Consider the following 26,241-nt stretch of genomic DNA (forward strand, 5'->3'; position numbering starts at 1 on the left):
GTATATCTTTGCCGTGGATTAATTATTAACCCATAAGCTTGCCGTGAATGCTGTTGGTTTGTAATAAAGTTTGATCAAAAGCATGCTACAAAAATTGATTTTTCAACAGAAGAAACCCAAACATTTCGAAAAAAGTTTGATCAAAATGCTTGGGTTATTTGTTGCTAGTGAATAATTTTTTATAAAAAAGTTTAATCATTTTTCTACCTGTGTTTGCTCAACAATCGCGCCCTTTAATGGAAGATTGATCTACAATATCAGAGTGAAGTAGTCACCTGATTCATAGAAAAACCCCGGTTTATACTGTAATCCGTGCCATAACAAAGCATTAGCCAGTTCCCATTTGTTCAATTAATTGAAATGCTGTCGGAGGTGGACCATTTTCGAGCCTCAAGCGAATTAAATTAGCACACTCTTCAGGGTTTAGTACTGAAGTATCGATTTCTAAGTCATAAATACCGGGCTCATGGACGGACTCTTGCCATAGTTTTACTGGTAATGGGATTGAACCACCTTCTGAGTAACCAACTTTCCATGTTTCTATCCGTCGTTTCATAATAATTTCAATTGGACAATGTACCCCCACAAACATAACTGGCAGTCCCTTTAGTATCCGTGCACATTCGGGCAGAATTCCCCGTGGGACGGAATAATTGTCATGATGACCGACATCAACTACGACGTTTATCCCTAAACGACTGTGTGTAGCATTAGACTCATACATGGCTTTATACATAAGTATAACCAAGGGCTCAATATCGGGGCGCTCGCCACCAGGACGTAATCCAATACCTGGCTGATAGCGTTCTGGGGTCATTTGCATGAACCAATCTACTCCTAAGTTCATCCACACACCTTTAAATGTGCTCTGGATTACAGTGGCGATGCTGGATTTCCCAGATCTAGGGGTGCCGTTCATAATAACAATTTGTCCAGGTTTATCCATTGGTAACATACGGGAATACCCCTTTCATGATTCTACCTTGTAATCTTAACTCCGATTTTCCCTTTAAAGGAATAACTTACAAATTCAAGAATAATCCTCAATAGTCCTTTCTTATTTCACAATCTGGCCCTTTAGTGGAGTAACTTTATTGCTACTCAACAGTTCCTTAATCCGCCTTTCAGTTCAGATCTTCTTTTCACTATAAAAACATCCCTTTAGATAAACAGATCCAAAGGGACAAAACATCGCGTCTTTTTTATAAACACTGTGACTTTATTTAAAAGAGACATTAAAAATATTCTTCAAATCCTGGAAGCATAAGTTTGCCGCAAACAAAAAGAACCATCAGCTTGCCGTTCCGGCAAACTTATGGTTCATATCACAATAGAATCCTTACTTCACAGGATTTTTTTGCTGTTTTCACTATATACTTACTATACAAATGAAAATATACAAACTTTGCATAAAAAAATGATTTTATAGCATCTTTTTAATATCCATGTCCACTTTGCCAACCACCGTGTCCACCCGGCCAACCACCATGTCCACCTTGCCAACCACCGTGTCCACCTTGCCAACCACCGTGTCCGCCTTGCCAACCACCGTGTCCACCTTGCCAACCACCATGTCCGCCTTGCCAACCACCGTGTCCACCCGGCCAACCACCGTGTCCGCCTTGCCAACCACCGTGTCCGCCTTGCCAACCACCGTGTCCACCTTGCCAACCACCGTGTCCACCCGGCCAACCACCGTGTCCGCCTTGCCACCAGCCTCCATAGCCTTGTCTCTGTGAGTTCATTCCTTCGCATCCCTTCTTATTAAAAATTCAAATACTGTAACTGGGTATTCTCTAAATATAATTATGTATCCCAAAAATAAATGTATCCGCAAACATCTCGATTATTAGTAAAGTAATTATCTAATGAAAAAACACTTATCATTGCAAATCTAAGCTCATAACACGATTTGCACAAGAGAATAACCATACAATGTTATCCCTCCTTTAAAAACCTATTTAAGAAAAACTTAAGAAATTCACTTCTAAATTCATAAGAAATTTTTTCTATACTGAATCATGTAAATGAACAAAAGGAGAAACAATCATGAAGAAATTTATACTTTGCATAATAGGAATAGGCCTTCTTATATACTTACTCCCCTTCATGTTACGCGGGGATCTAGACATATTAAATCCACTCACTGAAGAAAAAAATGTATATGCCGTTGCGGAAGGATATGGTGTTCCGGATTACCATACGAACGGTAGAGCTATGTACTCGTTAAAAGGCATTGATGAATCTGGAAATGAAGAAGAGTATACAGTAGGAACGAATACTCCTAATGATTTCATAAGAAAAACTTACTTGAGAATTCATGTGAAAGGTAGGTATGTTTACTCGTACGAGGCTATTTCTGAAAAGGATATTCCGGAGAAAATAAGAAAACAAGTAGAAGATAGTATATAAACAAAGAGCCCGCTCATATGAGTGGGCTCTTTGTTTCCAGTTTTTCTCTCTCTTACCTACTCTACCGTTGGGCTATCGCTTGAGGAAGGAGAGTTCTTTCTGTAAATTTATTAAATTAATTATCACTGTTTTAATAGCCATTCTTCCATTACTTTCACTGTTTCATCTCGTTGTGCTTTTGCCGTAATTAAACTCGCATTATCACCCTTTTGCTCACCATACATGCCAAAATGAGCATGGTTTCCGCCTTTTATCATGTGCATAGTTGTATTCTTTGACATAAACTTTTTATTGTTTTCTATTTTTTCTACAGTTGCTAAAGCGTCTACTTCTCCATAAATAGATAACATCGGCATCGATTTCGTAGAGAAATCATCTGCAGGGTACGAACCTAAGAAAATGATCCCGTCTACCTTGTCTTCATGTTGAAAGGCATACTTAGAAATCATAGCTCCTCCCATTGAATGCCCTGCAACATACCATTTTTGAACTTCAGGATACTGTTCCATTACACTATCTACTGCATTGATTCCAAATATCGCTAAATTTAATGGCAACTTAGGCATTACTACAAAATGTCCATCTTTTGCAAGAGCTTCCCCTAAGTAACTATAAGCCTCAGCTTCTACTTTAGCTCCTTGATAAAAAATAACCCCTACTTTAGCATCTTTCTCTCCAAAAACGATATGATCTTCATCTTTTTTATCATCTACTAACGACAACGCCTCTTTCGTTGGTTTATAAGTAAACTGAGACCAAGCAAAAAAACTAATACTTCCTATAAGTAAAATACCTAATAAAGAGTACAGCATAATTTTTATCCATTTCTTCACAAAGATGACCTCCCTAAGATGTATATATTCTATATTTTAAATTTTCATTAGTAAACATAAAAACTCGAGCATTTTTATTATGCTCAAGTTTTTATTTACGTCTTTAATTTATACTATAAATGGTCCAAGATAAATATGTAGCAAATGTAGACCATAAAAAATATGGAATTAGCAACCATGCCGATACTTTAGATAATTTGGAAGAAACAGCTATGAGAAGTAACGTAGTAATAGCGACTAGTAAACAATCTACTGTTGCTAAAAATAAATTTTTTTGACTGAATTGAAAGTAGCTGAATGCTTGATTGCACATATAATTTAAAAGGAATACAAACCAAAATGTTTTTGGCTTACATCCATATTTGTTGTAAATAATTGCAACCGCTAATGCAATAAGTCCATATAAGACAGCCCAAACTATTCCGATTGTCATACCAGAAGGTGTCCAAGACGGCTTTTCTAGCGCATCGTACCACATACGATCAATAGGAAATAAAATACTAGAAACATAAAACAAACCATACGTTAGTAAGAACACTATAATACTAGACTTTTTCATAAACATTCTCCTTTTTCAATAGAAGGTTTTAGAAACTCTATATGATTATTCTGTCCCTTTAATGGATAACATTCTAATATTTAAATTTCAAATACATATTGTTTAATCTATTTCATACGAATTCTTTCATACTTTTATATGCACAAAGTGCTCTCTCTCGTGCCGCCTTATGATCAACAACTGGCAAAGGATATGTATGACCAAGCGCTATATTGGCATTTTGTAACATATGCTCAGGTGCTTCCCAAGGTTTATGTATATATTTATTAGGCATATCTCTTAATTCTGGTACCCATTTTCTTATATACTCCCCATCTTTATCAAACTTTTCTCCTTGTGTGATGGGATTAAAAATACGAAAGTACGGTGATGCATCTGCTCCACTTCCAGCAACCCATTGCCATCCCATTGTATTATTTGCAATATCAGCATCTAGTAGTGTATCCATAAACCATTTTGCTCCTTCCTGCCACGGAATTAACAAATGCTTTACAAGAAACGAGGCTACAGCCATTCTTGCTCGATTATGCATAAAACCTGTTTGCCATAGTTCACGCATTCCCGCATCAATAAACGGATAACCAGTTTTACCCTTCTGCCATACTGTTAATAACACCTCGTCATTATTCCACGGAAAATGTTCAAAGCTCTTATTAAGAGGTTTATATACTGTAAATGGATAATGATATAGTAAATAATAAGAAAACTCTCGCCAAATTAATTGACGGATAAAACTATTCACTTGTTTTTCAAAAAGACTACATTGTCTTTCGGTACTTTTATTGATTAAGTAATGATACATCCATCTCACTGATATTTGGCCAAATGAAAGATAATGTGCCAACATCGAATGAGCATTTTCATTTGGAAAATCTCTTCCTTCACTATAAGAGACTAATTTGCTAGAGAAAAATTTCTTACATGTTTTGTATGCCCCTTCTTCTGTAGGATCCCATATTGATTCAATATGGGATGTCCACGGTATTGTCGGAAGCAAGTGTAATTCTGAAACAGATAAGCTTAATGTTAAAGAGCTTTCTCCCTTTATATTCTGCACTTTACTAATAGGTTTAGGTATTACCTGCTTTTGAAATGCATTGTAAAAAGGCGTAAACACCTTATATTCAGTGTTATCCTTCTTTTTTATAATCCACGGTTCTAATAATAAATGCGAATTAAATTCCTTACAGACAATACCTTTACCTTCTAACATCATTTTCATTTTTTCATTAGATTGTAATCTGTCCGGATCATAACAAATATTCCAATATACAGCCGTGATACCTAACTGTTCTATGAGAGAAAGTATTTCTTCCTGTGTATTTCCTTTGCGAATTATTAAAGTAGAGCCCAATGCTTCAAGTTGCTTTTGGACATCTATTATAGCATGGTGTAACCACCACTTTGATGCACTACCTATTGAAAAAGTTTCATCTTGTACATATACCGGAAGAACCTCACCAGACTGAACAGCCTCAAATAGAGCTGGGTTATCATATAAACGAAAATCTTTTTGAAACATAACAATAATTTTATTTTGCATGACTACCTCTTCTAATTCTTAAAATATAATAAAATTTATTATACTACAGCGATTTATACATAAAAATTTATTTGCCTTTCATAGATTAATTAACTTTTTCAACTATTTTATTAGTAGAAATTTTAGCAACCATTTCTTTTTCACCTGTTCGATCAATCATGAAACCATGAACTTTAATATCAGAAGGTACTAACGGATGATTACGGATCATATCTATACTCTTCTCAATATTTTCACCAACATTTTCTTGTCCACTTAGCCATGCATTCAGGCTACCACTTGAAAATTCAGGCATGCAATTTTTAAAGAGATAGTCTATTTCTCTGTTATTTTTTATCGAATCACGTTGAATTTGTAGATTAACTACATCTGTTGCTTTATCCTCTATTCCTACAACAAAAATTTCTTCCACATTTTCTTCATAAATAGCAATAATAATAGATCTCATTATATCTCCATAAGGATGTACAATTACAGAATCATAGCTGTGTATATTCAACATGTTTTCTTGTTGAATATTAGTTTCTTGTTGGATAATAGGCTCTATTCCATGTTCAATGTCTGTTAATAATAATACTTTTTTATTCTTTGAATTCATATGGAGCACTCCTTCTTCATTATTGTATTTATAGAACTTTTAAACTAGTAAGGATAGTTCATTATTCATTACATGGTTATGACCAATTTTTCCATTGTCCTTCTGGATCAACACTCGCCAGTCTAACCCATCCATTTTGAACTTTTTCTCGAAATGTGAGATTGGTATTTAGCAAACGCTCTATATATTCAATAGGCGCTTGAATTACAATGAGTAAACGAAGTGGTGAATGATACGTCTCACTATCTGACTGCATAACCGATTGCCAAGGTAAGCCTGGCAACAGGTCACTTGCATTTCCTTGCATAACACCGAGACCTGCCGTTACGGTTTGGGTTGCTTTGTTTCCACTACCATAATAATAAGGCGCTACAGTTGAAGCGTAATATTGGAGATTTATCCACTGAGCTACCGTTCCCGGTCCTGCAATGATGTTAGTTAATATATCGCCACTTTCATCCTGTTTCCAATCATAATTATGAAGGAAAGCCCTTCCTTCTAAGTCACAATCCTGCGTTAATTCTCGTTGCCCGATAATAAAAGATGCATTACGGGCTAGTCCCCATTCTGGACGTATTTCACTCCAATCTTCTGCAAATCGATGTGCCTCTTTACTCGGATTTTTTATTTTCGTTTTAAAATTAGGTAATTGTGTTAAACGCTCTCTATTTGCATGTTGGCTCACATTTGGCATAACCGACTCAATACTATCAAATGCTTCTTGCGCAGTTTCCGAAAGTTCTGGGACGTAAATCCATTCCAATTCATCCACTGTTGTTTTATGTTCAGCTGCTGCAAAAATGGTATCCTCCGGAATGTTAATACCTTCAGCAGACAAAGCCTCTCTCACTTCTGGAAGATTACATAAAGCAGCAAAAACTCTTGCATTGAATCCCCCCGCCGCTCCGCCACAAGCACCACATTCAAGTGCTGCAGCATAAGGGTTGTTCGTACTTTGACTACTATGGCCGCACATTACAACTAAAGGCGCGAATTTTTCTGTCAATCCCACCATTTTTAAAGCTTGGCGCACATAGTTCACTTTTTCTTCTTTCGTAAAACCGATAGGTATCTCACATTTTGTATCACGAACATGATTAAGCGAGAATGTTGTATCAGGCTTTTGTAACATCATTTTACGAAGGTTACGAATGAAACTACCTACTCTTCTTGGCACAAAACTCCTTGTCACCATTTGTAAACCAAGTACAGGGCCACTTACCTCAGGTAGTAACATACTTGTCAGTACATTTTGTTTCATCGTTTTAAACGTATGACTTACTGAGCTGTCTATCTTCTTGCGTTGTTGATAATTTTTAAATTCATTTTCATCCGTGAGCTCTTTGATTTGATGTTTCGGTTTTAATATAACTGGCAAAGAAGGATGACTGTCTTTACTACCTAGTTCACTAGTCGCAATTGGTAACCCAAAGAAACCAGCTATTCCAAACGTTTCGAACGGACCTAATTTTTCTAGGTGGCGACGAAACGGTTCTGAACGTACATCAATACAGAATGCTAATTGAGCTAATACACGTTTTTTATCATTAGTTGCACGTTGTTTAGCAACAATCTTTTCCCTTAATTGCTCTGCATGCGTCTGTTCCCAAGCTTCCAGCCAAAGTTTCCTGCGAATATTTTCATCAAAACGATAAGCAAATGCTAAGAATTCACGTTGTTCAGCTGCAGACATTTGTGACCATTCCCGGGTTGAAATATTCCCCCAATAGGTCCAAGAAGCTATAAGTGGAACAATCGCAACTTTTTTCTCAGCCTTTTGATTTTTTATAGGTAAATACGGTTTGACAATGGCCAGCTCCATAGAAATTCGAACTGCTAAATATTCTATGAGAAGTTCCTGCTCCTGAGTCGACTGTTGGGAACGCCATAGTATCATTCCTGCCCACCCAGGCAAAGCAAGCAAGTGTCCTTCAAGGTAAGCTTGCATGTTAGATTCAGAAATTCCTAGTTCAGATAATGCTTTTGTTAAAGCTCCCTGGGCATCTTGTGGCCAATCCTTTAAAACTTTACGCTCATTTTTACTGAGCGCTGGATCAAATGTAATAAGGTGATGCCATGCACGATACAAACCTTTCTCTCGATTTGGCATCGTCCAATTTGAACCAGAGTCATCAAGATATAATTTACACCATTTAATGATATGATAATTAAGAATATCAGATAGGTTTTCACCCTTTTGCCTCTCTATAAGTGAACTTACAGGTTGCATAGAAGAGTCTTTCATACTTCCTGTATTTATATAACTCATTTCTTCTGCTAGTTTATTTAATTGTGGCAATGATAATAGACTAGAAGGTAATTCCTCTAATTTTAAAGCTGCTTGGCAAAACTGCTCCGCTTTCTTTCGCGGGATATGAAAAGATTGTGAATCAAGCCAACGAGACAAGCCTCTTTGTAAAAATGATTCCTTAATCTCCCCTTTTGCCTTTGCCGAATGAATCATAGAAGCACTAGGATATATATCCACATTACGAATTTCTTTTAACCAATTTGCGACTTGTTCAAATGATTGCTTTTCAAGTCCCATCCAAGGGTGATGAGCTGCAAATGTAGCGATCGGCCAAAGTGGTGCAACAACTCGGCTAGCAGATTCAACTAAATTATTCATATTCTTTTCTTGTACTTCAATGTTTGTATCTTTCTTTTTTAAAGTTTCTTTCGTTACTGACGATATGCTCATCACTGATTACCTCCCTTTGATACATAATGTTTCAGATAGCTTGGATGACTTTCTACTGACTTTTGTCTCGCCTCACCTACTCGAACGAACCAAAGATACATTACAGCAAATATTGTAGAGGATTGATTACGAGTAACGAGAGTACTAATAGCACTACCAAATAATAAGAGACATATAACAAAAATAACGGCTGAAGCTGAAGGTTGAACATTTTGATACATGTCAGTATGCAACCATTTATAAAGCGAGTTATGAACGGTAAAGTAAATGAGAGAAAATCCAGCTAAAATAAATACGCCAACAATTCGTCCCATTCTTCCCTCTCCAAAAACAACAAGCTGTTTCCATGAAAAGTACAATGACCACCCTAAGATAAACGCACTAACTAATTGATACCCTTCTCTAGAAGTCGTAAACCAAAAAGCAATCGCTATACATAATCCGAAAACACGTCCGACCATAATCCATAAATTAGATATCTCTTCATTAGACTGCTTCACTGCCCCAAAACGTTGTACGGAAGAACCAGCTTGTAAAAACAGTGTAGCTTTAAACAAACCATGTAAAATTAAATGAATAACAGCCGCTAAATAGGCTCCTAATGCGCATTGAATAAGCATAAACCCCATTTGTGCAATAGTTGATCCCACTAGCTGACGTTTATAATCAACTTGAACTAGGCTAATTCCTGTACCTATTAAGATAGAAATACTAGAGAAAATTAGTAAAATGATTTGTGCAATATCATTATGAAAAAGAGGTGAAAATCTAGTTAACATGATACCGCCAGCATTTACTAAACCAGCATGCATAATAGCAGAAACAGGAGTTGGAGCAACAGCTGACTCAATTAACCATCTTTGAAAAGGCCATTGTGCTGCTGGAATCATCACAGCTACTATAATCAATAAGTTAATTCCTGTTTTCTCCAATGTTCCAAATTGAGCTACATTTTCATTCGTTAAAACTGATGTTAACTGCCACTGTCCAGTGACTTGAAAAAGCCAAATGATAGCTGCTAGCAAGGCGATCCAGCTTATTGTAAATAAATAACTAGAAATTTTTGTTGCTTCACTAACTACTTTCCACCCTTTATTTAGACCTATGAGTAGAACCAACCCTATAAGAGTTGCTCCCCAACAAATAATCATAAAACGAAGATCATTACTTAACCATGCAACCGAAGATACACCTGTAGTACATGTAAAAAGTGCAAAGTATTTTCGATATGAGCGATCTCCCAGTAAGTAACGTATAGAAAAACGCTGAATGATTAAGCCAATTGTAAGAACAAAGAAAGCCATGAACCAAGCTAAAGTATCTAAATGCCAAGGCCCTACAACGCTATCTCCATTCTTATTAACAAGTGCGAGTAAAGAAACCAATGAAGGCAATGCAGCGATACCAATATGGATATGAACAAAACGTAAAGGCATCCTTGCATGTAAAAACAATAATCCACTTAGCGAAGAAGCGCTAAGCGCCATAAAAAATAATGTTAACAGTGTTGATGAACTTAGCGAAATTAACATGTAAATACTCCCTTCTAAACGAAAATAAACTGTAAGAATTCCTTTTCATTACGATAATTTTTTTAATTTCAATTTTCATTCACTCTTTTTAGTACATCGTTTTTTCCCATAAAAAAAACCGACAACTTCCATAATTCAATGATTTTATATCATCATTGAATTATGGAGATTGTCGGTTTCACTTCAACTAACTTCAATAAAGTTTTTTGAAGAGCTCCCATTTTATAAAGGAATGTATGTATTACTCCTATTAAAAAGAAAAGTATATTTCTGATCTCCTAGATTATGCAATCAATATATCAATTTATGTTATGCGCTATCTTTCAATTAAGAAACTTTTTCATTTAGTCAATATTACATATTAAAAAAATGCTAAAGCCTTAATTATAGCAAACTGTTAAAATGAGCATCTATCAATTTTTTAAAACAATTATAAGATAAACCATATTAAGCAGTTTGTCAATTTCTTTATCAGTTTTTAAGATTTATTATACTTAAATAACTTCAAACTTTTAATTATTAGTATGTTAATAAAGTGCAAAACTTGTAGGTTTCTTATTCCTTTTCCTAACCTTAAGGTGTTTTTTATTTTTAAAAATTTTCCTCAAGATTATGAAGTAATTTAAAAATCATTACTCGTTCACCTGTACGGGAGCTTATATCTGTATGAAAGCTTTTCACTTTCTCTCCAGTTAATTCTAGTATAATCTCTTTTAGATCTTCGATTCCAGATTCAACTAACTCTGAACGATTTTTCTTTATCGTTAGCATACCGTCTTTTGTTTCGCAAACAGTATATTCAGCTGGTGTTAAAATACCTTGTAAATTTACGATAATCATATCCCGTAATATGTCTGTCTTAACTGATATAGACCCGCGTCCTAGGTAGTCCTTTTCCCAGTGAGTAATTGCTTTGCTTATCTCTGATTCAATAGAGCCTTTTGAGCTTTTCATCAATGTATCCTCCTTCAATAAAATAAATTTACAATAACAATATAATAATCTGGATTGATTTTATTTTCAATTATTGAGAAGAATTTATTGGTATTTTCATTTCAAATGAGAATAGTTTGTAACGTAAAAAAACTCAAAATAAAACCCCAATCTCTCTACATTAAAATGGAGAAATCGGGGTTAAGTCATTTAACAATATTTTTATTAAAACAAGTAACTAATTAATAGCCCTGCTGATAATAAAAAGCCGAAAATCGTATTTGTCATCGCTGTTGATTTCATTGCGATGCGCATATATCCGGGATCCTTTGCTCCTTTTTGGAAGCTTTGAATGGCAGAGATTGGTTTTCTCAAACCTAGGAACATAACTAATGCCCAAGGGCTTATATAACCCATCAATACAATTACAGCGATCCATAAATAAGCAATGAAAAATGCTACAGCTAGTGTTACGATTGCTTTTTCTCTCCCAAGGAGGATTACTAATGTCTTTCTTCCACCTTTAATATCTTCTTCGATATCTCGGATGTTATTCGACATGTTGATTGCACCGACTAGAATTCCAATTGGAATGGAAATCAATACACTTTCAATCGTTATCGTATTCGTTTGAATAAAGAAAGCAATAAGTACAAAACATGTCCCCATCAACAATCCAGAAACTAATTCTCCAAACGGAGTGTACGCAATTGGTAATGGACCACCTGTATATAAATAGCCAACCGCCATCCCGATTAAACCGATAACGACTAACCACCAGCTGCTATTCATACAAATATAAACTCCAATAATTGCTGCTACTACATACAATAAAAGCGCAACTGTTAACACATTTTTCGGTTTCAATCCGTGACGGACAATTCCACCACCGATGCCAACAGAATCAGCGGTATCTAATCCACGTTTGAAATCATAGTACTCATTAAATAAGTTCGTTGCGATTTGCAATGCTAAACATGCAACCATCATCGCAATAAATAAAAGCCAATGAATGTCTGTAACATAAAGTGATGCTACTGTTCCTAAAATTACAGGAGAAAACGTCGCCGTTAATGTATGCGGGCGCGTCATCTTCCATATTAATTTAGCGGAACTAATTTCTTTTTCTGTCCCCATAACTCTGTTCAATCTCCCAACATTTTAAATATAAATGACTAGCAGTATCTTTCTATCTATTTTCTGCTTCACATCTATTATATCAAAAAAAGAATTGGCGATAGAACTTTAATGCTCTTGCCTGTACCATAACTTTGCATCAAAATATCGTTTTTTCTAATAATAGGTACAGCCGCATGCTCATCAAGCTAACAAAGTAAATTACTAGATATGAAACGATCCTTGTTTCGCATCTAATAATTGATAGATAAGTAGGCATACTAAAGAAGCCTATTAAAACGTGATTTGTTCGCTTGAAACAGTAACGGAAAGTAATCTTTAATTATAAAAATCGCTTTGTATTCGCTCAACTCCTGCTCTTTCTTTTCAAATAGAGGCGTTTAAAGATTTTATATACCATGCATCCATAGTAGAGTGTTCAGAACCTGGTAGGGGTTCATTTAAAAGTATAAATTCAAATTTTTCATATAATAGACATGCAGTTTTTAATTCATGCATTGTTTCTAAATAGCACTTTCCATAATGTGTAGCGGCAAATGACAAAGCTGTTTCCATTAGTTTCTTGGAAAGCCCTAAACCTTGTGCTTTTGGACTTAAGTATAGCTTTTGTAATTCGCAAACTTTATCATGTTCGTTAAACGGTGCTATACCAATTCCACCAACAACTTCTCCTTCCATTTCTACTACCCAATAGTTCGCATGTTTTAGATTATTATAATATTGGTGTAGGTCATTAAGTTGAGGGTCAAAATAAGCTGTTCCAGGAAGCGCTAATCCAAGTGATTTTAATGAATCTTGTATAATTTCTTTTACTTTTGCATTGTCTTCTTTTTTCATTTCTCGAATCATCATATACGATCTCCTTCAATTAAATTTTATTAAAGATTACGACAGATTTTTGAAAATGGCCCCTTGAAATGTTGACTAAGTCCACATTTTAAAGGTACAGTTATATTAATATTAAACGTGGACTTAGTCAACTAAAGGAGACTCTATGGATAAAAAAATTATTTATGACATCAGACAATTCAACCGATTTTATACAAAGGTACTTGGTTTATTTAATAATCAAATTCTAGATACAGATTATTCATTAACCGAAACACGAATACTATTTGAAATAAGCGAAAGAACAGAGTGTATTGCGAATACTCTTGTGCAAGAACTTAATATTGACAGAAGCTATATGAGTAGAATTTTACGTAGATTTGAGAAGGAAGAATTAATAGAGAAACGAAGCTCACTAAAAGACAACAGAAAAAACTTGCTCTTTTTGACAAAAAAAGGAGAGGAACTACTAGATCTAATTCATATTCAGTCAGATGAACAAATAAATCAATTGTTTAACGGACTAAGTGATAGTGAGATTAATGAGATTCGTATTTCCATGATGATAATAAAAGAAAAATTAAATAAAAACATTAAACAAAAGTAAAAAAATGAATTGGGTTAGCATCACATATCCATCAACTTAACAGAACAGGTTGCCCCTAAAACGATAAAAGTGAACTTTGATGCTATTTTTGTTTAGTGGGTACTTTAAAATATTAGCTTGATGGTGATGTGGTACAGCCGAGATACATGAATATTAGGCTTACAACCTTTTGAACTTATAACTAGGTTTTATTGTATCTATTTACAAGGAACTCGCCATAACAACTACATTAAGTCTTTCAAAAGAAAATCCGTTGCTCAAATTCGAACAACGGACCTTCTTTATATGAACCAATGTAAAACATCCGCAGCAATCTCTTCTGGTCTATCCCAATGCATTAAATGCCCTGTATCTATGTAAAGCTTAGTCGTAATATCAATATGCTTCTTAAATTCCGCAATTTGCAATTCTCTTATTTTTAAATAATTATCTGGAAGATCACAATACAATAATAAAATATCGTTTTTAATTTTATGCGATTTCAACGTTTTATACACCGTATATTGAAATTTAATCACACTTCTAGCGGTATCGCCAGTAGCATGCCATTTCACTTTATTATCTTCTTCTCGCATTAAGTCATAAACCGCACGTTCTATTAATGGCGACCATCTAGTGTAAACCATTTTTTCTGATTGGATGAACGCTTCTTTACTGTCAAAAGTATATTCATTAAAATCTTTCTCGTAATGGGTGATTTCTTCTTCTAATGACCGCGGTGGGCACTCTCCTTCTTTCGCATCTTTATATAGCTTCGCAAAATAATCTGCATTCATTTCACCATGATGATAACCACCATCTAACAAAACCATGTTATTCACTTTTTCTGGACATTCTGCTGCATAGTGAAGCGCAACGCTTGCGCCCCATGAATGTGCTAATATATGAAAGGTTTCTTTTCCTATGTGCTCAAGTAATGCTACTACCCAATTTGTTAAATGGGATGCACCGTAATCTTCATCCTTCTCAAAATTTGGTGTTTTTCCATGTCCCGGTAGATCAAACGATACAATATGATAGTTACCTTTTAAACGTTCCGCTATTTCTATAAAACTTAATTTTGTACTTCCTAAACCATGAAAACAAATGATTTGAGGATTACTTTTATCTCCCCATTCACAAACACTTGCTTCATATTCGCCAAATTCTACAAAAAAGTGATTCATTTTTAATCTCCTCTAATTGTTAGATATAAATTAGTTCCAATGCAAAATTGTTTTTTCAGAATAAATGAATTCGACAAAATTATCCAATTCCCTTTTTCGCAAATAATTTTTATAGAATACGAGAGTTAGAAAGCACCAAACACTTATCATTTCAGTTAATGGTTAGATTACATCTTCACGCCTATGAAATTAATATAGTTTAATAATTGTAATACACGTCTATCATATGTGTGATGTTTCAACGTTCTATTCAGCCCAATTATTAATAAAACATAATACATAAAAGAAAGAGCCAATTCATATGAGTTGGCTCTTTCTGATTTTATAAAGTGAAACTTTAATCAGTGGGGGTTTTCTTCATCCCACATTGATTATTAGTTGAACCAATCGGACTTTTATGGGCAGTTGATCCCCCACCTAACTTCTTTTCTTTGCTTTCGCTGCATTTTGAGGTGGGGGTCTTACTGCCCATTAAAGCGGGATAAAACTTCAATAGCTAGATTTTACTTTTGTAACCCATTAATAATTGTATCTATATTCCATTTCATCATTTTCAAATACGTATCTCCATCCTCACCTGATTTACCTAGTGAGTCTGTAAAAATTGTCCCTGCAATCGGCACGTTTGTTTCTTTTGAAACAGTTTCCATGCTACGTCGATCTACACTTGTTTCAACAAATAACGCTGGCACTTTGTTTGTTTGAATTACACTTACAACATCTCTAATTTGGTCTGGCGTACCTTGGTTTTCTGAGTTAATTTCCCAAATGTATCCCGTCTTCATATCATATGCTTTTCCAAAGTATTTAAAAGCACCTTCACTAGAGATTAAGAAACGTTTTTCTTCAGGAATTTGATGAATTCTATTCACTGTCTCATCGTGTAACTTTTGAAGATCTGCTACATACTTGTCGGCATTTTTAATATAGAACTCTTTATTTTTAGGATCTTCTTTAATTAATGCCTTTTTCACATTTTCAGCATATACAATACCATTTTTAATATTCATCCATGCATGTGGGTCTGGTTCTTTTTCTAATCCTTTTGTTTCTAAGTAAATAGCTTCTACACCTTCACTTACTTTATAAACAGGTGCATCTTTCTCTGATTTATTTGCCGTTTTTAATAGCTTTTTAAACCATGCTCCGCCTTCTTCAAGGTTTAATCCATTGTAAAGTACCATATCTGCATCTGTCATTTTCATAACATCTTTTGGTAGTGGATCATATTCATGCGGGTTAGCTCCAATCGGAACAAGACTATGAATCTCAACTTTATCTCCACCAATTTGCTTCACCATATCATATATAATGGAGTATGTAGTTACAACTTTTAATTTTCCACTGCCCTCTTCTTTTCCATTGGTGTTACTCGAACACGCTGTTAATGCAAATACGAAAATACAAAGTATCGATAATAAAACATTTTTAAATTTCATCTTTATCCTCCAATCAATTATGACAACTCTGCTCTATTTTTTCTAATTTTGATAGCTCTCCAAAACAAACCTTGTGACGGTGAGAAAAAGAATGCCAATGCGAACAAGAATGTTGCGACAAGAACAATTGTTGCACCTGAAGCAAGATTATAAGAGAAACTAAAATATAGCCCTACTACAGATGAAAGTGCACCAATACCTGCAGCTAAATAAATCATGACCCATAAACGATTTGTTAATAAATACGCTGTAGCCGCTGGTGTAATAAGCATAGCGACAACTAAAATAATTCCTACAGTTTGAAGCGATGCTACTGTAACCATTGTAAGTAGAATCATTAAGCCATAATGAATCCATTTATTCGGTAATCCGTAACTTTGCGCCATCGTTGGATCAAAAGTGGATACGAGTAATTCTTTGTAAAACAGCATCACAAGCCCAATAATGACTACTCCGATAATAAGTGTCATCCACATATCAGAAGAACGAACTGACAGGACATTTCCGAATAAAATATGATACAAATCAGAACTACTCTTCATAAAGGTAATTAAAATAATCCCTACGGCAAAAACAGATGTAAACATAATCCCTATCGCCATATCATGCTTAATTCGACTGTTTTGACTTACAAACCCAATTCCAACTGCAGTAATAACACCAGTTAAAACAGCCCCTATGAAATAGTTCATACCAATCATATAAGAAAGCGCTACTCCGGGAAGAACAGCATGTGAGATTGCATCACCCATTAATGCCATGCCTCGTAAAATAATAAAACATCCTATTACCCCACAAATCACGCCTACCATAACGGAAGTTAATAGCGCCTTCTGCAGAAAACTGTACTGCGTTAACGCATCTATAAATTCTACAATCTTCATGATGAATGTACCCCCGTTGCATGATTAAACAATATCCCTTGATTCACATATGCTTTTGACATAACAGTTGGTTCTAATACTTGTCGTACTTCCCCATAATGAATTAAGCTTTTATTCAATAATAGTAATTTATCAAAATACGATTCTGCTTTACTTAAATCATGATGTACAACGACAATTGTTTTTCCTTCTTTACGTAACTCCCTAAGGATTTTAATAATGGTTTCTTCACTTGTTACATCTATTCCAACAAACGGTTCATCTAAGAAGAATATTTCCGCCTTTTGCGCTAAAGCTCTCGCCAAAAAGACACGTTGCTGTTGTCCGCCTGAAAGCTCACCAATTTGGCGATGTTTAAACTCTTCCATTCCGACTTTCTTTAAACATTCAAATGCCCAATCCCGCTCCCCTTTCTTCGGTCTTTTCATCATCCCTAAAGATGGATATGTTCCAATTAACACAACATCTATAACTGTTATCGGGAAGTCCCAATCTATATCACTTCTTTGGGGTACATATGCGACACTCTTTCTAACGCTTCGAATACCCTCTCCAAGAATTTGAACATATCCCTTATCATTCGGAATTAAATCTAATACAGCTTTCATTAAAGTAGATTTCCCCGCTCCATTTGGACCAATAATTCCAACGAGTTTTCCTTTTCCAATTTCAAAAGAAACATTTTGAACTACTTGATTCCCTTGATAGGATACAAACAAATCTTTGACAATTATAGCCTTATCCATTTTTTATGTGTTCCTCCTTCTTTTTTTCATTCATATAATTATTTTGCACAAAGGCAACTTTTAAACAAAAAAATATAATATGAATGTAAATTCACAATTAAGTTTCCTCAAGGAAACTTTTTTATATGAGTCAAATTATATAAGCCGGATACAAATTTGTAAACTACTTTTTACGAATTTATGAATATATAATAAAAATCATTATCACTATGAAACAAAATACATTGTCCATTCTATCCTCTTCCAGAAAGGATATTACTGTAAAAAATAGTAGTATATAAACGAAAGAGCCCACTCATACGAGTAGGCTTTTTTCTTTAAAACCTGTAAAACTATGATTACAGTCAAATCACTTCCAAACAACACCTCGCCGCTCGTATTCCATTCTATATTCAACAGCAGCTGCAATTTTAGAACTTGCGAACTTTTCCGTAATCCAAAGTCCCAAATCAACTCCTGAAGTGACTCCTCTTGCAGTAATAACATCCCCTTGATCCACAATTCTGTAAGGAAGAATCTCTGCCCCATATTCACTCATTTCATTCTGCGCCAAATGGTGCATCGTCGCTTTTTTACCATTCAATATACCAGAAGCAGCTAGTAGCATACCTCCTGTACAAACTCCAGCAACAATCGTTCCTTCATTGTGCATCTCTCTAATCATTTTGGTCAAAGTACCAATCTCTGCTTGCTTTCGTGCCCCGTTCTCAGCTTTATGATTCCAGCCACCACCAGGTACAATTAACAAATCTGGACGATTATCCATGCGTAAAAAATCATGTAATTTAACTGTAACTCCAAACGAAGTAGTAACTTCTTGTTTTGGTTCATTGGAAACGAATTCAACTGTAAACGGAGCCCCTTCTTCTATCGCTCTGTTTAATACTTCAAAAGGTGCAAAGGAGACAAGTTCTCCAAAACCATCAAACAATACAATTTGTATTTTCATTTTTTGAACACCTCCTATGGTTTCTTTTTAAATCCCAAATTAGGAGCATACATGTTATGTACAAATTAATAATGAAGATAGTCTTTCTCCTCTCACTCTATAAACTTCCAAATGTTCTTCTAATTCCCTCTCATCACTTATTACATTTAGCGTTTTCTTCACAAAATTCCAATTCAAACTACCGGATAGCCATAGTAACGAAGAAAGTCTTTTGTAATCATTTGATCTTACAATATTATGAGCCCTATACCCTTCTAAAAATGCACCAGCAATATTTGAACAAACTTCATGCGAATGTATTCCTTCTGTTCGAGAATACCATTTTATTAAAAAGGACAATCCTTCAATGCGGTCTACATAGCCAATAGATTCAAAATCTACAATTCCTTTTACCTGTTGACTTGAGTCCCATAAAACATTCAAAGGATTTAAATCTGTCTGTACGATAAACTCTAATTCACTCGTATATGCGCACTCTATATGATATGTAGCTAAATTTATATACTCCCGTAATTCCTTACATGCGCTCGCCTTACTTTCTAGCATATGAATAAACTGGGTATACCCATCCAAATGTGATTTCTTTTGAAAAATCGAGCTTTGAAATGCATTAGAAATATCATGAATCTTTCTTGCTTCCTTTCCGAAGGCTTTTGCGATAGCTTCTGTACAATGCGTAACATGTTCTCCTTCAATCCAATTAGACAATACAAATCGGTATTGTTCATCATTCCAAGCGGCAAGTGTAAATGGCTCTCCTGCCCTATTCTTGTTTATCTGCATAAAAGGAATTTCATGTTCGCGTAAATAATAGGTAAACCGTACTTGCTCTATCAGTTGTTCGTTTGATAACGCCCCAAAGGCTGGATTGATTGTTCGCTTGCTATTCATAAACCGTGCGGAATACCGCTTTCCATTCACCATAATTTTATAGTGTAGATCGGTATTCCAACTATCCTTATGTAATTCTTCCTCCACTGCTAGTGAATGAATTTCTTTAAAATAATTCATTAATACGTCTTTTATTATGTGTTTCATCCGATTCTCCTTACATGTAAAAATCCTCGATGATAGGTTTGTAAAATACACTTAATTTACTCAAAAGGAAAATAATATCCTACATAATTAAAAACATTTGTAAACCCTACAGTTTCCACAACTGCGACAGAAGGCTTGTTCAATTCCATACAGTCCCAATATGGAATAATGTCATTCTCCAAACAATCTTTCACAAAACTATGAGCTATCTTTTGAGCTAATTTTTTCCCTTTGTGCCCCTCTATTGTTTCAATATCTATGCAATGTATATTTTCAAATACAAACCCTGAAAAACAAACACTCACAATTAGATCATCGTAGACAATGCAATAACCGATTCCCTCATTGAAAAAGCGCTCCGGTGAAGACCAAAACTCTAAAATTTTTGATTGTAAAAACTCAATGTTCTTCAATGAATCTCTTTGATTTTCATAAAGCGTTTTGCTCATTTTCAGCACTGTGTACCCTTGTTCAATTTTAGGTTCATGATTACCTTCATAATCCTCTTCCTTTAGCATATACACTCTTTGATTCCAACTCTTTAATTTACGATGCTGAAATATTCTTTCGATTGTTTTATTCCACTTTGAATGATTCCCGATTCCTTCAAAGCAATCTAGTCCAGCCTTTCTCGCCTCAGGTTCTATCACATTATCAATAAAACTATTCATTTCATTATTAAACTTTTCATTTTCTGCACTTCCTATAAAAAAGAAGCCATCATTATTCCCTAACCAGATAAGTCCTGAATTAGGAGAATAGATGTTATCTACAAATATACGACCAGGGTTCACCCCTGCAATTACGGCCTTTACTTCTAATTGCCCTTTTTCATTTACTAAACCGTTACATTTATAAAAATCATTCATGTTTAATTCAGAAATCATATGTTAAACCACCTTCCTGAAACCGCTCTATTCTAACTTTACCACCATGACAGAATATTCTCTATTCATTTTAACATTTGTTTTAAATCAATAAAAAAGAGCCAATACCTATAAAATAGAAGATTGGCTCTTTCCTTTATTTACTCCCCTATTTTAGAAAATCGTTTTATACGTTCTCCAATTTCATCACGAACACGTTGAAATTCAGACCACTCTTTTCCTGCTGGATCGTCGAATCCCCAATGAACACGATTTACGTGTGGAGGTGTAGACGGACAAACAGAATCCGCATGACTACAAAGCGTAACGACTAAGTCAGCGTTATTTAAAATGTTTGCATCAATTATATCTGATGTTTGATTCGTTATATCAATATTTACTTCTTTCATCGCTTTAATAGCATTTGGATTTACTCCGTGTGCTTCAATACCTGCAGAATATACATTCCACTTATCACCTAAATATTGTTTCCCCCATGCTTCTGCCATTTGGCTTCGGCATGAATTTCCTGTGCATAAGAAATAAATTGTCTTTTTGTTTTCCATGTTGTTTTCCGCCTTTGTTTTTAAATTATACTGGTTGATCATTAAAATATTTACGTTTAAACCAAAAAGCGACGTTTACAAGTGCAATCATTACAGGTACTTCAACTAATGGCCCGATAACAGCTGCAAATGCTGCGCCTGAATGAATACCAAACACACCAACTGCTACAGCAATCGCTAACTCAAAGTTATTACTACCTGCTGTAAATGCTAACGTTGTTGTCACTGGATAGTTTGCACCAATTTTTCTTCCCATAAAGAAAGAAACAAAAAACATCACAATAAAATAGATTAATAATGGAATCGCTATTCTTACTACATCTAGTGGTACGCTAACAATCATTTCCCCTTTTAAAGAGAACATAACGATGATTGTAAATAGTAATGCAACTAATGTAAGTGGACTAATCTTCGGTATAAACACCTTTTCATACCATTGTCTTCCTTTTAACTTAACAAGTACAAAACGTGTTAACATACCTGCTATAAAAGGAATTCCCAAGTAGATAAATACGGATTTTGCCACTTCTACCATTGTAATATCGACAATAGCCCCTTCAATTCCTAACCATTCTGGAATGACTGTTACAAACACGTATGCATAAACGGAGAAGAACAGCATTTGGAATACTGAGTTAAAAGCTACTAAACCTGCTGCATACTCTTTATCCCCATCTGCAAGGTCGTTCCAAACAATTACCATTGCAATACAACGTGCTAAACCAATCATAATGAGTCCGACCATGTATTCTGGCTTATCCGGAAGAAAAATAATTGCTAAAACAAACATAAGTACAGGTCCAATAATCCAGTTTTGTACTAAAGATAAAACCAATACTTTTACATCTTTAAATACTCGGCCCATTTCCTCGTAACGAACCTTTGCTAATGGTGGATACATCATGACAATTAAACCGACAGCTAGCGGGATAGACGTTGTTCCAACTTGTAATGTATTCAGTCCGTCTACTACACTAGGAAATACAAACCCTAAACCAATCCCAACAGCCATAGCTAGAAAAATCCATAGTGTTAAATATCGATCTAGAAAAGATAAACGTTTCATTTTATTTTCCATCTCCTATTAACAACAAGAATTTTTTTCTACTACGTTAGAAGTCGTGCAACAAGATGGATCTTCAATTTTATGAACATCACTCTGTGCTTTTGTATAAAAGAATTCCCACTCGTTCCCGTCAGGATCCGTTACCCAAAACTTATCTTGAACCGCATAGCAACAAGTCGTATCCATCTCATCACGCGCAAAGAACCCTTCTTTTTCTAATCTTTCTTTATGAAATGTAATTTCTTCAGCTGTATCCACTTGGAAACCGAAATGATTTACTTGATTTCCCTTCACTTCATCTCTTACGTTCAGCGTGAAATTAAGTCCTGGCGTCTCTAATAAAAATTTTGCATAATCTACTTTCACCTTAACTGCTGACACACCAAATACCTTTTCGTAGAATTCGATAGATTTCTCTAAATCTGTAACATTTATACCAACGTGAACATATCTCATAGCTTATTCCTCCTCTTTATTTGTTATTAATCAATTTTTTTTGATTAATAGTGCAAAATTTTAACAACAGCTACCTTTGCCTGTTTTTCTAAAGATACAACATAATTCTTCTGATAATAAATTATTTACTTCCGCATCATTTAAATCATAATAACTCCACGTACCTTTTGTTTCTTTTACAATTAAACCTGCATCTAATAAAATCTTTAAGTGATAGGACAACTTAGATTGCGTCATTTCAAAAATCTCTGTTAAATCACATACACAAGTCTGGCCTCGCTGGCAAAGTTCATACATAATCTCTAAACGCTTTTGATCCGCCAACGCTTTGAATTTTTTCTCATATAACTGAAAATCTTGTGTCACTGTAGTTCACTTCCCTTCATCAACTTTTTTTGATATTTATAGTATATACGCTGTTTAGTTCTTTATGCAACTAATTCATCAAGTTTTTTTGATTTATTAAAAAAACTTCCTCGCATCCTATCTTTGTTACAATTAAAAAAGACCATAGCTTCTTCAAAAATGAAAAACTACGGTTCTTTTTACAACTTAATAGTTACAATATTTCCGAGGAATGGAGTCTCTATAACTGTTTTAAATTTTAATTTGACCATTATAGAGTAGTGCTTCATCACCATCAAGCTAAGAAAAACAAATACCCCCAAATGAAAAAAATCGATATAACGCTTTGGCAAATAAAGATAACTCTTGTTTTTGGTGCATATTCATAAAAAGCACGTCACCCTTTCTCATTAACATAAGAGAATAGTAATGTGCTTTTAATTTCAAAAATAATCTAAATCCTTAAGTTGATGGTTGTGGGGCGAGACCCCAATAAGAACGGTATCTAAGGTTGTATGAGAGGTGTTAGTTCCATTCCAAAGGCCTCAGCCGACGATTAACTCAAGTACCGATTTCGGATGACCCCCATGTGATGAAGTTCGTGTCCTGCAATACCGTACGCGAGGGCGCGCACCGTAATGCTTAGGTTGTTGGCTGTGCCCTTTCGGGTCCACGCCTCCGCCGGTAGCCCGCGCAGCAATGTGATCGTTGATTGCCGTACGGCCCGGTAGTCTTTGGCCAATTGCTCGGTTGTCCAACTTCCGAAAGGAGGCATGAACAATTCCTGATCGAAACCAGTCAGAGACGTCTGGTCCCCTCTTGCGAACCGGAGCAGGCGGTAGGTCATGACGCGTTCCGCGTCTGCAATGTGGCCCACGACTTCTTTCAGAGTCCATTTTCCTTCCGCATACCGATATGCGGCCTGGCTTTCGGTCAACGATGCCAGGAGCTCGGTCATTTGCTTTTCCTGGGTAAGCAGAATGTCGATGATGTTACCGTCCGGTACCAAACGGATATATTCGCCGGAGTTCCCGGCGTATTCTTCTTCTGACGGTCTTTGATTCATGCGTAGTCACCTCTTATATGTAGATATAGAAAATTATAGCACTCGTCTATGTCTAATAAATTCTCGAAATGATAGAGCTTTCCTTCTAATAATTGAGGATAAGCAACTATTTAGTTTGTCGGTCGCCACACTAGCCTGATTCGTTAGCACAATAAGCAATGCTAATCAATAGTTGCATAAAGTGAAACTTAATCAGCCCTCACCAATCGGACTTTTATGGGCAGTTGATCCCCCACCTAACTTCTTTGCTGTCGCTGAATTTTGAGGTGGGGGTCTTACTGCCCATTAAAGCGGGATAAAAATTATCTGTTATACAATATTTCGAAGATATTAATATATAAAGGTAACAACTTCTTTTTTTAATTTAAAGATGAATTTTCAATTATATTTTGAAATGAACCGGAGTAAAACACACTAATCTAACTATTTTTTTATACAAGATTTTATGCAAAAAAGAATAGCGAAGATCCCTAGAATCCCCGCTATATCAATGATGTATAAGATCTTGTATAAGTGATAGATAGACATAGAGACAAAAAATTTAGTAAAAACAAGGATTCTATGAAAAACTTGCTACCGATAATAGGACGTTATGTTAACTATTAGTGTATAGGATATACATACGAAAAAATTGAAGTTATGATAAAATTGAATTATTTGAAAATATATCCGGAGGTGAAAATATCGTATGCAAAAGTTAACTAACAAAGAAATTGATTATATTTTAAAACAATTAATGATAAATGATTTGAAAGAATTGATACATGTTGGAGAAGGTGCATGGCATGAAGTTTATAGAATAAAAACATTTTCAAATCAAGATTTTGTTATAAGAATTAAAAAAAAGAAAGTATATAATCAGCTTCAAACTTACACCAGACAGCACCTTCTTACAGAATATGAATCAACCAAAACATATTATAACCAAGCCAACAAATGCATTTGGAGAATATGTCCCACCGAATTTAAATACTTTATTGATGAAAAAATAATATTTAATGTAGAAAGCTTTATGGGAAGTAGTCTGCCGTTACATAGCTTAGACTATAACAAATCATTATATTTAGGACAGTTGTTGGGAAAATTTTATAAAGAGATGCACGATAAAGATCCTATGCTAAAGGGGTATGGAAATTTAATATGGAACGAAGACAATATAGAAGGGGAGGAAGCATTAGATATTCAAAAGAGATGGGAGCAAGATAATGACTTTTATCTTAAAGCATTAGAAAAGCTAAGTAACTCAGAGTTAACATTCAATCGGAAACAGGTTGAATTAAAAATACAGGATATCCTTTCTATTCGAGGAAAAAAGATACAAAAAATATCTTTAGTTAATCAAGATGTTACTCCTGAGAATATAGTATTCCACCAGGATAATGTTTCTATTATTGATCCATATCCTAGATTAGATTTTGATGTAAAGTATGCTGGTTACTTTTACTTTTGTTATAAACTTCTTCTCCCTTCTTATTCCAACGCTCCAAGATATATAGATAGGGGTTATGATAACAGTGTAGACGTATTAGACAGAATAGCAGAGGGTTTTGTTAAAGGGTATGCAGGCAATGACCACTCTCTATATAAAAGACTAATTGATGAATATCTTTTGTGGATCTTATTAGAAATTCATGAACATTATATGCTGTTAAAACAAGAGGATTTAAGTTATAAGGTTGAACAGCAAATGGGAAATAAGGATATTCTAGAACAGAGAATGGAAATGTATTTAAAGGAACTGGAAAAACTAATTGAAAATAAGCGCTAGAACTTTATAGATTCTCAGAAACATTGACTTCCAATAACGAGAATTATGTAAATAAGCTGTCCATGTGGACAGCTTATTGTTTTTTTCTTAGCCTGCAAAATTCGCGTCTTGTTGGCGGTACTCCATGTCCATCAACCTAACAGATCAGGTGGCCCCCAAACAGTACGACTTTATTTCAAAGACACAACGATCTTACTACACAC

The 26,241-nt window shown here is 34.9% G+C and carries 26 protein-coding genes; 3 read left to right on the forward strand and 23 right to left on the reverse strand.

Features of this window, described 5'->3' with window-relative positions; genetic code table 11:
- Positions 1–328 precede the first annotated feature (328 nt).
- Together ACHZK0_RS14975 and ACHZK0_RS14980 are read right to left on the reverse strand one after the other, a co-directional pair.
- The gene (locus ACHZK0_RS14975; RefSeq protein ID WP_395760572.1) at positions 329–955 is read right to left on the reverse strand and encodes a chloramphenicol phosphotransferase CPT family protein; all 627 of its coding nucleotides are present in this window, start codon (positions 953–955) and stop codon (positions 329–331) included.
- Positions 956–1,436: 481 nt separating this feature from the next.
- Positions 1,437–1,745, reverse strand: coding sequence for a hypothetical protein (locus ACHZK0_RS14980; RefSeq protein ID WP_395760573.1), 309 nt, complete (start codon positions 1,743–1,745; stop codon positions 1,437–1,439).
- A 304-nt stretch (positions 1,746–2,049) separates the two neighbouring features.
- Between ACHZK0_RS14980 and ACHZK0_RS14985 the strand changes: the two genes are divergently transcribed.
- Complete coding sequence (locus tag ACHZK0_RS14985) at positions 2,050–2,412, forward strand: YxeA family protein (protein ID WP_262742739.1); 363 nt, start codon at positions 2,050–2,052, stop codon at positions 2,410–2,412.
- Positions 2,413–2,534: 122 nt separating this feature from the next.
- Here the strand turns inward: ACHZK0_RS14985 and ACHZK0_RS14990 are convergent, their stop codons facing one another.
- From ACHZK0_RS14990 to ACHZK0_RS15030, 9 genes are all read right to left on the reverse strand, one after another.
- Positions 2,535–3,245: an alpha/beta hydrolase gene (locus ACHZK0_RS14990; protein ID WP_395760574.1), complete on the reverse strand. Its 711-nt coding sequence runs from the start codon at positions 3,243–3,245 to the stop codon at positions 2,535–2,537.
- A gap of 103 nt (positions 3,246–3,348) precedes the next feature.
- Positions 3,349–3,804, reverse strand: coding sequence for a TspO/MBR family protein (locus ACHZK0_RS14995; protein WP_061678352.1), 456 nt, complete (start codon positions 3,802–3,804; stop codon positions 3,349–3,351).
- 112 nt (positions 3,805–3,916) lie between these two features.
- Positions 3,917–5,347, reverse strand: a complete 1,431-nt coding sequence (locus ACHZK0_RS15000) for a cryptochrome/photolyase family protein (protein ID WP_395760575.1) — start codon at positions 5,345–5,347, stop codon at positions 3,917–3,919.
- 85 nt (positions 5,348–5,432) lie between these two features.
- Positions 5,433–5,945 (reverse strand): carbonic anhydrase, encoded by a 513-nt coding sequence (locus tag ACHZK0_RS15005; RefSeq protein WP_270607923.1) that lies wholly within the window; start codon positions 5,943–5,945, stop codon positions 5,433–5,435.
- 76 nt (positions 5,946–6,021) lie between these two features.
- Positions 6,022–8,646 carry a DUF2309 domain-containing protein gene (locus ACHZK0_RS15010; RefSeq protein ID WP_395760576.1) on the reverse strand — a complete coding sequence of 875 codons (2,625 nt, stop codon included), beginning with the start codon at positions 8,644–8,646 and terminating at the stop codon, positions 6,022–6,024.
- Complete coding sequence (locus tag ACHZK0_RS15015) at positions 8,646–10,178, reverse strand: NADH dehydrogenase subunit 5 (RefSeq protein WP_395760577.1); 1,533 nt, start codon at positions 10,176–10,178, stop codon at positions 8,646–8,648. Before ACHZK0_RS15015 ends, ACHZK0_RS15010 begins: the two co-directional genes overlap by 1 nt.
- 591 nt (positions 10,179–10,769) lie before the next feature.
- Complete coding sequence (locus tag ACHZK0_RS15020) at positions 10,770–11,132, reverse strand: DUF2294 domain-containing protein (protein ID WP_395760578.1); 363 nt, start codon at positions 11,130–11,132, stop codon at positions 10,770–10,772.
- 204 nt (positions 11,133–11,336) lie between these two features.
- On the reverse strand, positions 11,337–12,248 hold the full coding sequence (gene menA / locus ACHZK0_RS15025) for a 1,4-dihydroxy-2-naphthoate polyprenyltransferase (RefSeq protein WP_000536390.1): 912 nt from the start codon (positions 12,246–12,248) through the stop codon (positions 11,337–11,339).
- Positions 12,249–12,614: 366 nt separating this feature from the next.
- Positions 12,615–13,100 carry a GNAT family N-acetyltransferase gene (locus ACHZK0_RS15030; RefSeq protein ID WP_327803225.1) on the reverse strand — a complete coding sequence of 162 codons (486 nt, stop codon included), beginning with the start codon at positions 13,098–13,100 and terminating at the stop codon, positions 12,615–12,617.
- Positions 13,101–13,242: 142 nt separating this feature from the next.
- Here ACHZK0_RS15030 and ACHZK0_RS15035 point away from each other — a divergent pair, with 142 nt between their 5' ends.
- On the forward strand, positions 13,243–13,683 hold the full coding sequence (locus ACHZK0_RS15035; RefSeq protein WP_270607830.1) for a MarR family winged helix-turn-helix transcriptional regulator: 441 nt from the start codon (positions 13,243–13,245) through the stop codon (positions 13,681–13,683).
- A 281-nt stretch (positions 13,684–13,964) separates the two neighbouring features.
- Here ACHZK0_RS15035 and ACHZK0_RS15040 read toward each other — a convergent pair whose 3' ends face one another.
- The 12 genes from ACHZK0_RS15040 to ACHZK0_RS15095 all read right to left on the reverse strand — a co-directional run bounded on the left by ACHZK0_RS15040 (position 13,965) and on the right by ACHZK0_RS15095 (position 24,270).
- On the reverse strand, positions 13,965–14,849 hold the full coding sequence (locus ACHZK0_RS15040; protein ID WP_395760579.1) for an alpha/beta fold hydrolase: 885 nt from the start codon (positions 14,847–14,849) through the stop codon (positions 13,965–13,967).
- A 503-nt stretch (positions 14,850–15,352) separates the two neighbouring features.
- Entirely contained in the window at positions 15,353–16,288 is a 936-nt protein-coding gene (mntA, locus tag ACHZK0_RS15045) for a manganese ABC transporter substrate-binding protein/adhesin MntA (protein WP_395760580.1), read from the reverse strand.
- Positions 16,289–16,305: 17 nt separating this feature from the next.
- Positions 16,306–17,172 carry a metal ABC transporter permease gene (locus ACHZK0_RS15050; RefSeq protein WP_000706185.1) on the reverse strand — a complete coding sequence of 289 codons (867 nt, stop codon included), beginning with the start codon at positions 17,170–17,172 and terminating at the stop codon, positions 16,306–16,308.
- On the reverse strand, positions 17,169–17,918 hold the full coding sequence (locus ACHZK0_RS15055) for a metal ABC transporter ATP-binding protein (RefSeq protein WP_395760581.1): 750 nt from the start codon (positions 17,916–17,918) through the stop codon (positions 17,169–17,171). The genes ACHZK0_RS15050 and ACHZK0_RS15055 overlap by 4 nt, the downstream gene beginning before the upstream one ends.
- A gap of 349 nt (positions 17,919–18,267) precedes the next feature.
- Positions 18,268–18,867: a DJ-1/PfpI family protein gene (locus ACHZK0_RS15060; protein WP_262742750.1), complete on the reverse strand. Its 600-nt coding sequence runs from the start codon at positions 18,865–18,867 to the stop codon at positions 18,268–18,270.
- A 54-nt stretch (positions 18,868–18,921) separates the two neighbouring features.
- Entirely contained in the window at positions 18,922–19,905 is a 984-nt protein-coding gene (locus ACHZK0_RS15065; RefSeq protein WP_395760582.1) for a phosphotransferase, read from the reverse strand.
- A 56-nt stretch (positions 19,906–19,961) separates the two neighbouring features.
- On the reverse strand, positions 19,962–20,792 hold the full coding sequence (locus ACHZK0_RS15070) for a GNAT family N-acetyltransferase (RefSeq protein WP_270607837.1): 831 nt from the start codon (positions 20,790–20,792) through the stop codon (positions 19,962–19,964).
- Between the two features lie 140 nt (positions 20,793–20,932).
- Complete coding sequence (arsC, locus tag ACHZK0_RS15075) at positions 20,933–21,337, reverse strand: arsenate reductase (thioredoxin) (RefSeq protein ID WP_270607838.1); 405 nt, start codon at positions 21,335–21,337, stop codon at positions 20,933–20,935.
- A gap of 25 nt (positions 21,338–21,362) precedes the next feature.
- Entirely contained in the window at positions 21,363–22,403 is a 1,041-nt protein-coding gene (gene arsB, locus ACHZK0_RS15080; protein ID WP_098363902.1) for an ACR3 family arsenite efflux transporter, read from the reverse strand.
- Between the two features lie 18 nt (positions 22,404–22,421).
- Positions 22,422–22,859, reverse strand: coding sequence for an ArsI/CadI family heavy metal resistance metalloenzyme (locus ACHZK0_RS15085; RefSeq protein ID WP_270607841.1), 438 nt, complete (start codon positions 22,857–22,859; stop codon positions 22,422–22,424).
- 60 nt (positions 22,860–22,919) lie between these two features.
- A complete protein-coding gene (arsR, locus tag ACHZK0_RS15090; protein WP_076870433.1) occupies positions 22,920–23,225 on the reverse strand; it encodes an arsenical resistance operon transcriptional regulator ArsR in 306 nt (101 codons plus the stop codon).
- 535 nt (positions 23,226–23,760) lie between these two features.
- Positions 23,761–24,270, reverse strand: a complete 510-nt coding sequence (locus ACHZK0_RS15095; protein WP_395760583.1) for a DinB family protein — start codon at positions 24,268–24,270, stop codon at positions 23,761–23,763.
- A 688-nt stretch (positions 24,271–24,958) separates the two neighbouring features.
- Between ACHZK0_RS15095 and ACHZK0_RS15100 the strand changes: the two genes are divergently transcribed.
- A complete protein-coding gene (locus ACHZK0_RS15100) occupies positions 24,959–26,038 on the forward strand; it encodes a hypothetical protein (RefSeq protein WP_270341742.1) in 1,080 nt (359 codons plus the stop codon).
- Positions 26,039–26,241: the final 203 nt, after the last annotated feature.

Source organism: Bacillus sp. 3G2 (genome assembly GCF_044324725.1).
Taxonomy (GTDB): Bacteria; Bacillota; Bacilli; order Bacillales; family Bacillaceae_G; genus Bacillus_A; species Bacillus_A mobilis.

Coding starts and splice junctions, on each gene's coding strand:
- ACHZK0_RS14995 (WP_061678352.1), bottom strand. CDS start 3,804: ATGAAAAAGTCTAGTATTATAGTGTTCTTACTAACGTATGGTTTGTTT.
- arsB (WP_098363902.1), bottom strand. CDS start 22,403: ATGAAACGTTTATCTTTTCTAGATCGATATTTAACACTATGGATTTTT.
- ACHZK0_RS15020 (WP_395760578.1), bottom strand. CDS start 11,132: ATGAAAAGCTCAAAAGGCTCTATTGAATCAGAGATAAGCAAAGCAATT.
- ACHZK0_RS15035 (WP_270607830.1), top strand. CDS start 13,243: ATGGATAAAAAAATTATTTATGACATCAGACAATTCAACCGATTTTAT.
- ACHZK0_RS14985 (WP_262742739.1), top strand. CDS start 2,050: ATGAAGAAATTTATACTTTGCATAATAGGAATAGGCCTTCTTATATAC.
- ACHZK0_RS15050 (WP_000706185.1), bottom strand. CDS start 17,172: ATGAAGATTGTAGAATTTATAGATGCGTTAACGCAGTACAGTTTTCTG.
- ACHZK0_RS14975 (WP_395760572.1), bottom strand. CDS start 955: ATGTTACCAATGGATAAACCTGGACAAATTGTTATTATGAACGGCACC.
- ACHZK0_RS15070 (WP_270607837.1), bottom strand. CDS start 20,792: ATGATTTCTGAATTAAACATGAATGATTTTTATAAATGTAACGGTTTA.
- ACHZK0_RS15065 (WP_395760582.1), bottom strand. CDS start 19,905: ATGAAACACATAATAAAAGACGTATTAATGAATTATTTTAAAGAAATT.
- ACHZK0_RS15095 (WP_395760583.1), bottom strand. CDS start 24,270: ATGAATCAAAGACCGTCAGAAGAAGAATACGCCGGGAACTCCGGCGAA.
- ACHZK0_RS15010 (WP_395760576.1), bottom strand. CDS start 8,646: ATGAGCATATCGTCAGTAACGAAAGAAACTTTAAAAAAGAAAGATACA.
- menA (WP_000536390.1), bottom strand. CDS start 12,248: ATGGGGACAGAAAAAGAAATTAGTTCCGCTAAATTAATATGGAAGATG.
- ACHZK0_RS15015 (WP_395760577.1), bottom strand. CDS start 10,178: ATGTTAATTTCGCTAAGTTCATCAACACTGTTAACATTATTTTTTATG.
- ACHZK0_RS14980 (WP_395760573.1), bottom strand. CDS start 1,745: ATGAACTCACAGAGACAAGGCTATGGAGGCTGGTGGCAAGGCGGACAC.
- arsC (WP_270607838.1), bottom strand. CDS start 21,337: ATGGAAAACAAAAAGACAATTTATTTCTTATGCACAGGAAATTCATGC.
- mntA (WP_395760580.1), bottom strand. CDS start 16,288: ATGAAATTTAAAAATGTTTTATTATCGATACTTTGTATTTTCGTATTT.
- ACHZK0_RS15055 (WP_395760581.1), bottom strand. CDS start 17,918: ATGGATAAGGCTATAATTGTCAAAGATTTGTTTGTATCCTATCAAGGG.
- ACHZK0_RS15085 (WP_270607841.1), bottom strand. CDS start 22,859: ATGAGATATGTTCACGTTGGTATAAATGTTACAGATTTAGAGAAATCT.
- ACHZK0_RS15005 (WP_270607923.1), bottom strand. CDS start 5,945: ATGAATTCAAAGAATAAAAAAGTATTATTATTAACAGACATTGAACAT.
- ACHZK0_RS15040 (WP_395760579.1), bottom strand. CDS start 14,849: ATGAATCACTTTTTTGTAGAATTTGGCGAATATGAAGCAAGTGTTTGT.
- ACHZK0_RS15030 (WP_327803225.1), bottom strand. CDS start 13,100: ATGATGATTCGAGAAATGAAAAAAGAAGACAATGCAAAAGTAAAAGAA.
- ACHZK0_RS15060 (WP_262742750.1), bottom strand. CDS start 18,867: ATGAAAATACAAATTGTATTGTTTGATGGTTTTGGAGAACTTGTCTCC.
- ACHZK0_RS15000 (WP_395760575.1), bottom strand. CDS start 5,347: ATGCAAAATAAAATTATTGTTATGTTTCAAAAAGATTTTCGTTTATAT.
- ACHZK0_RS15100 (WP_270341742.1), top strand. CDS start 24,959: ATGCAAAAGTTAACTAACAAAGAAATTGATTATATTTTAAAACAATTA.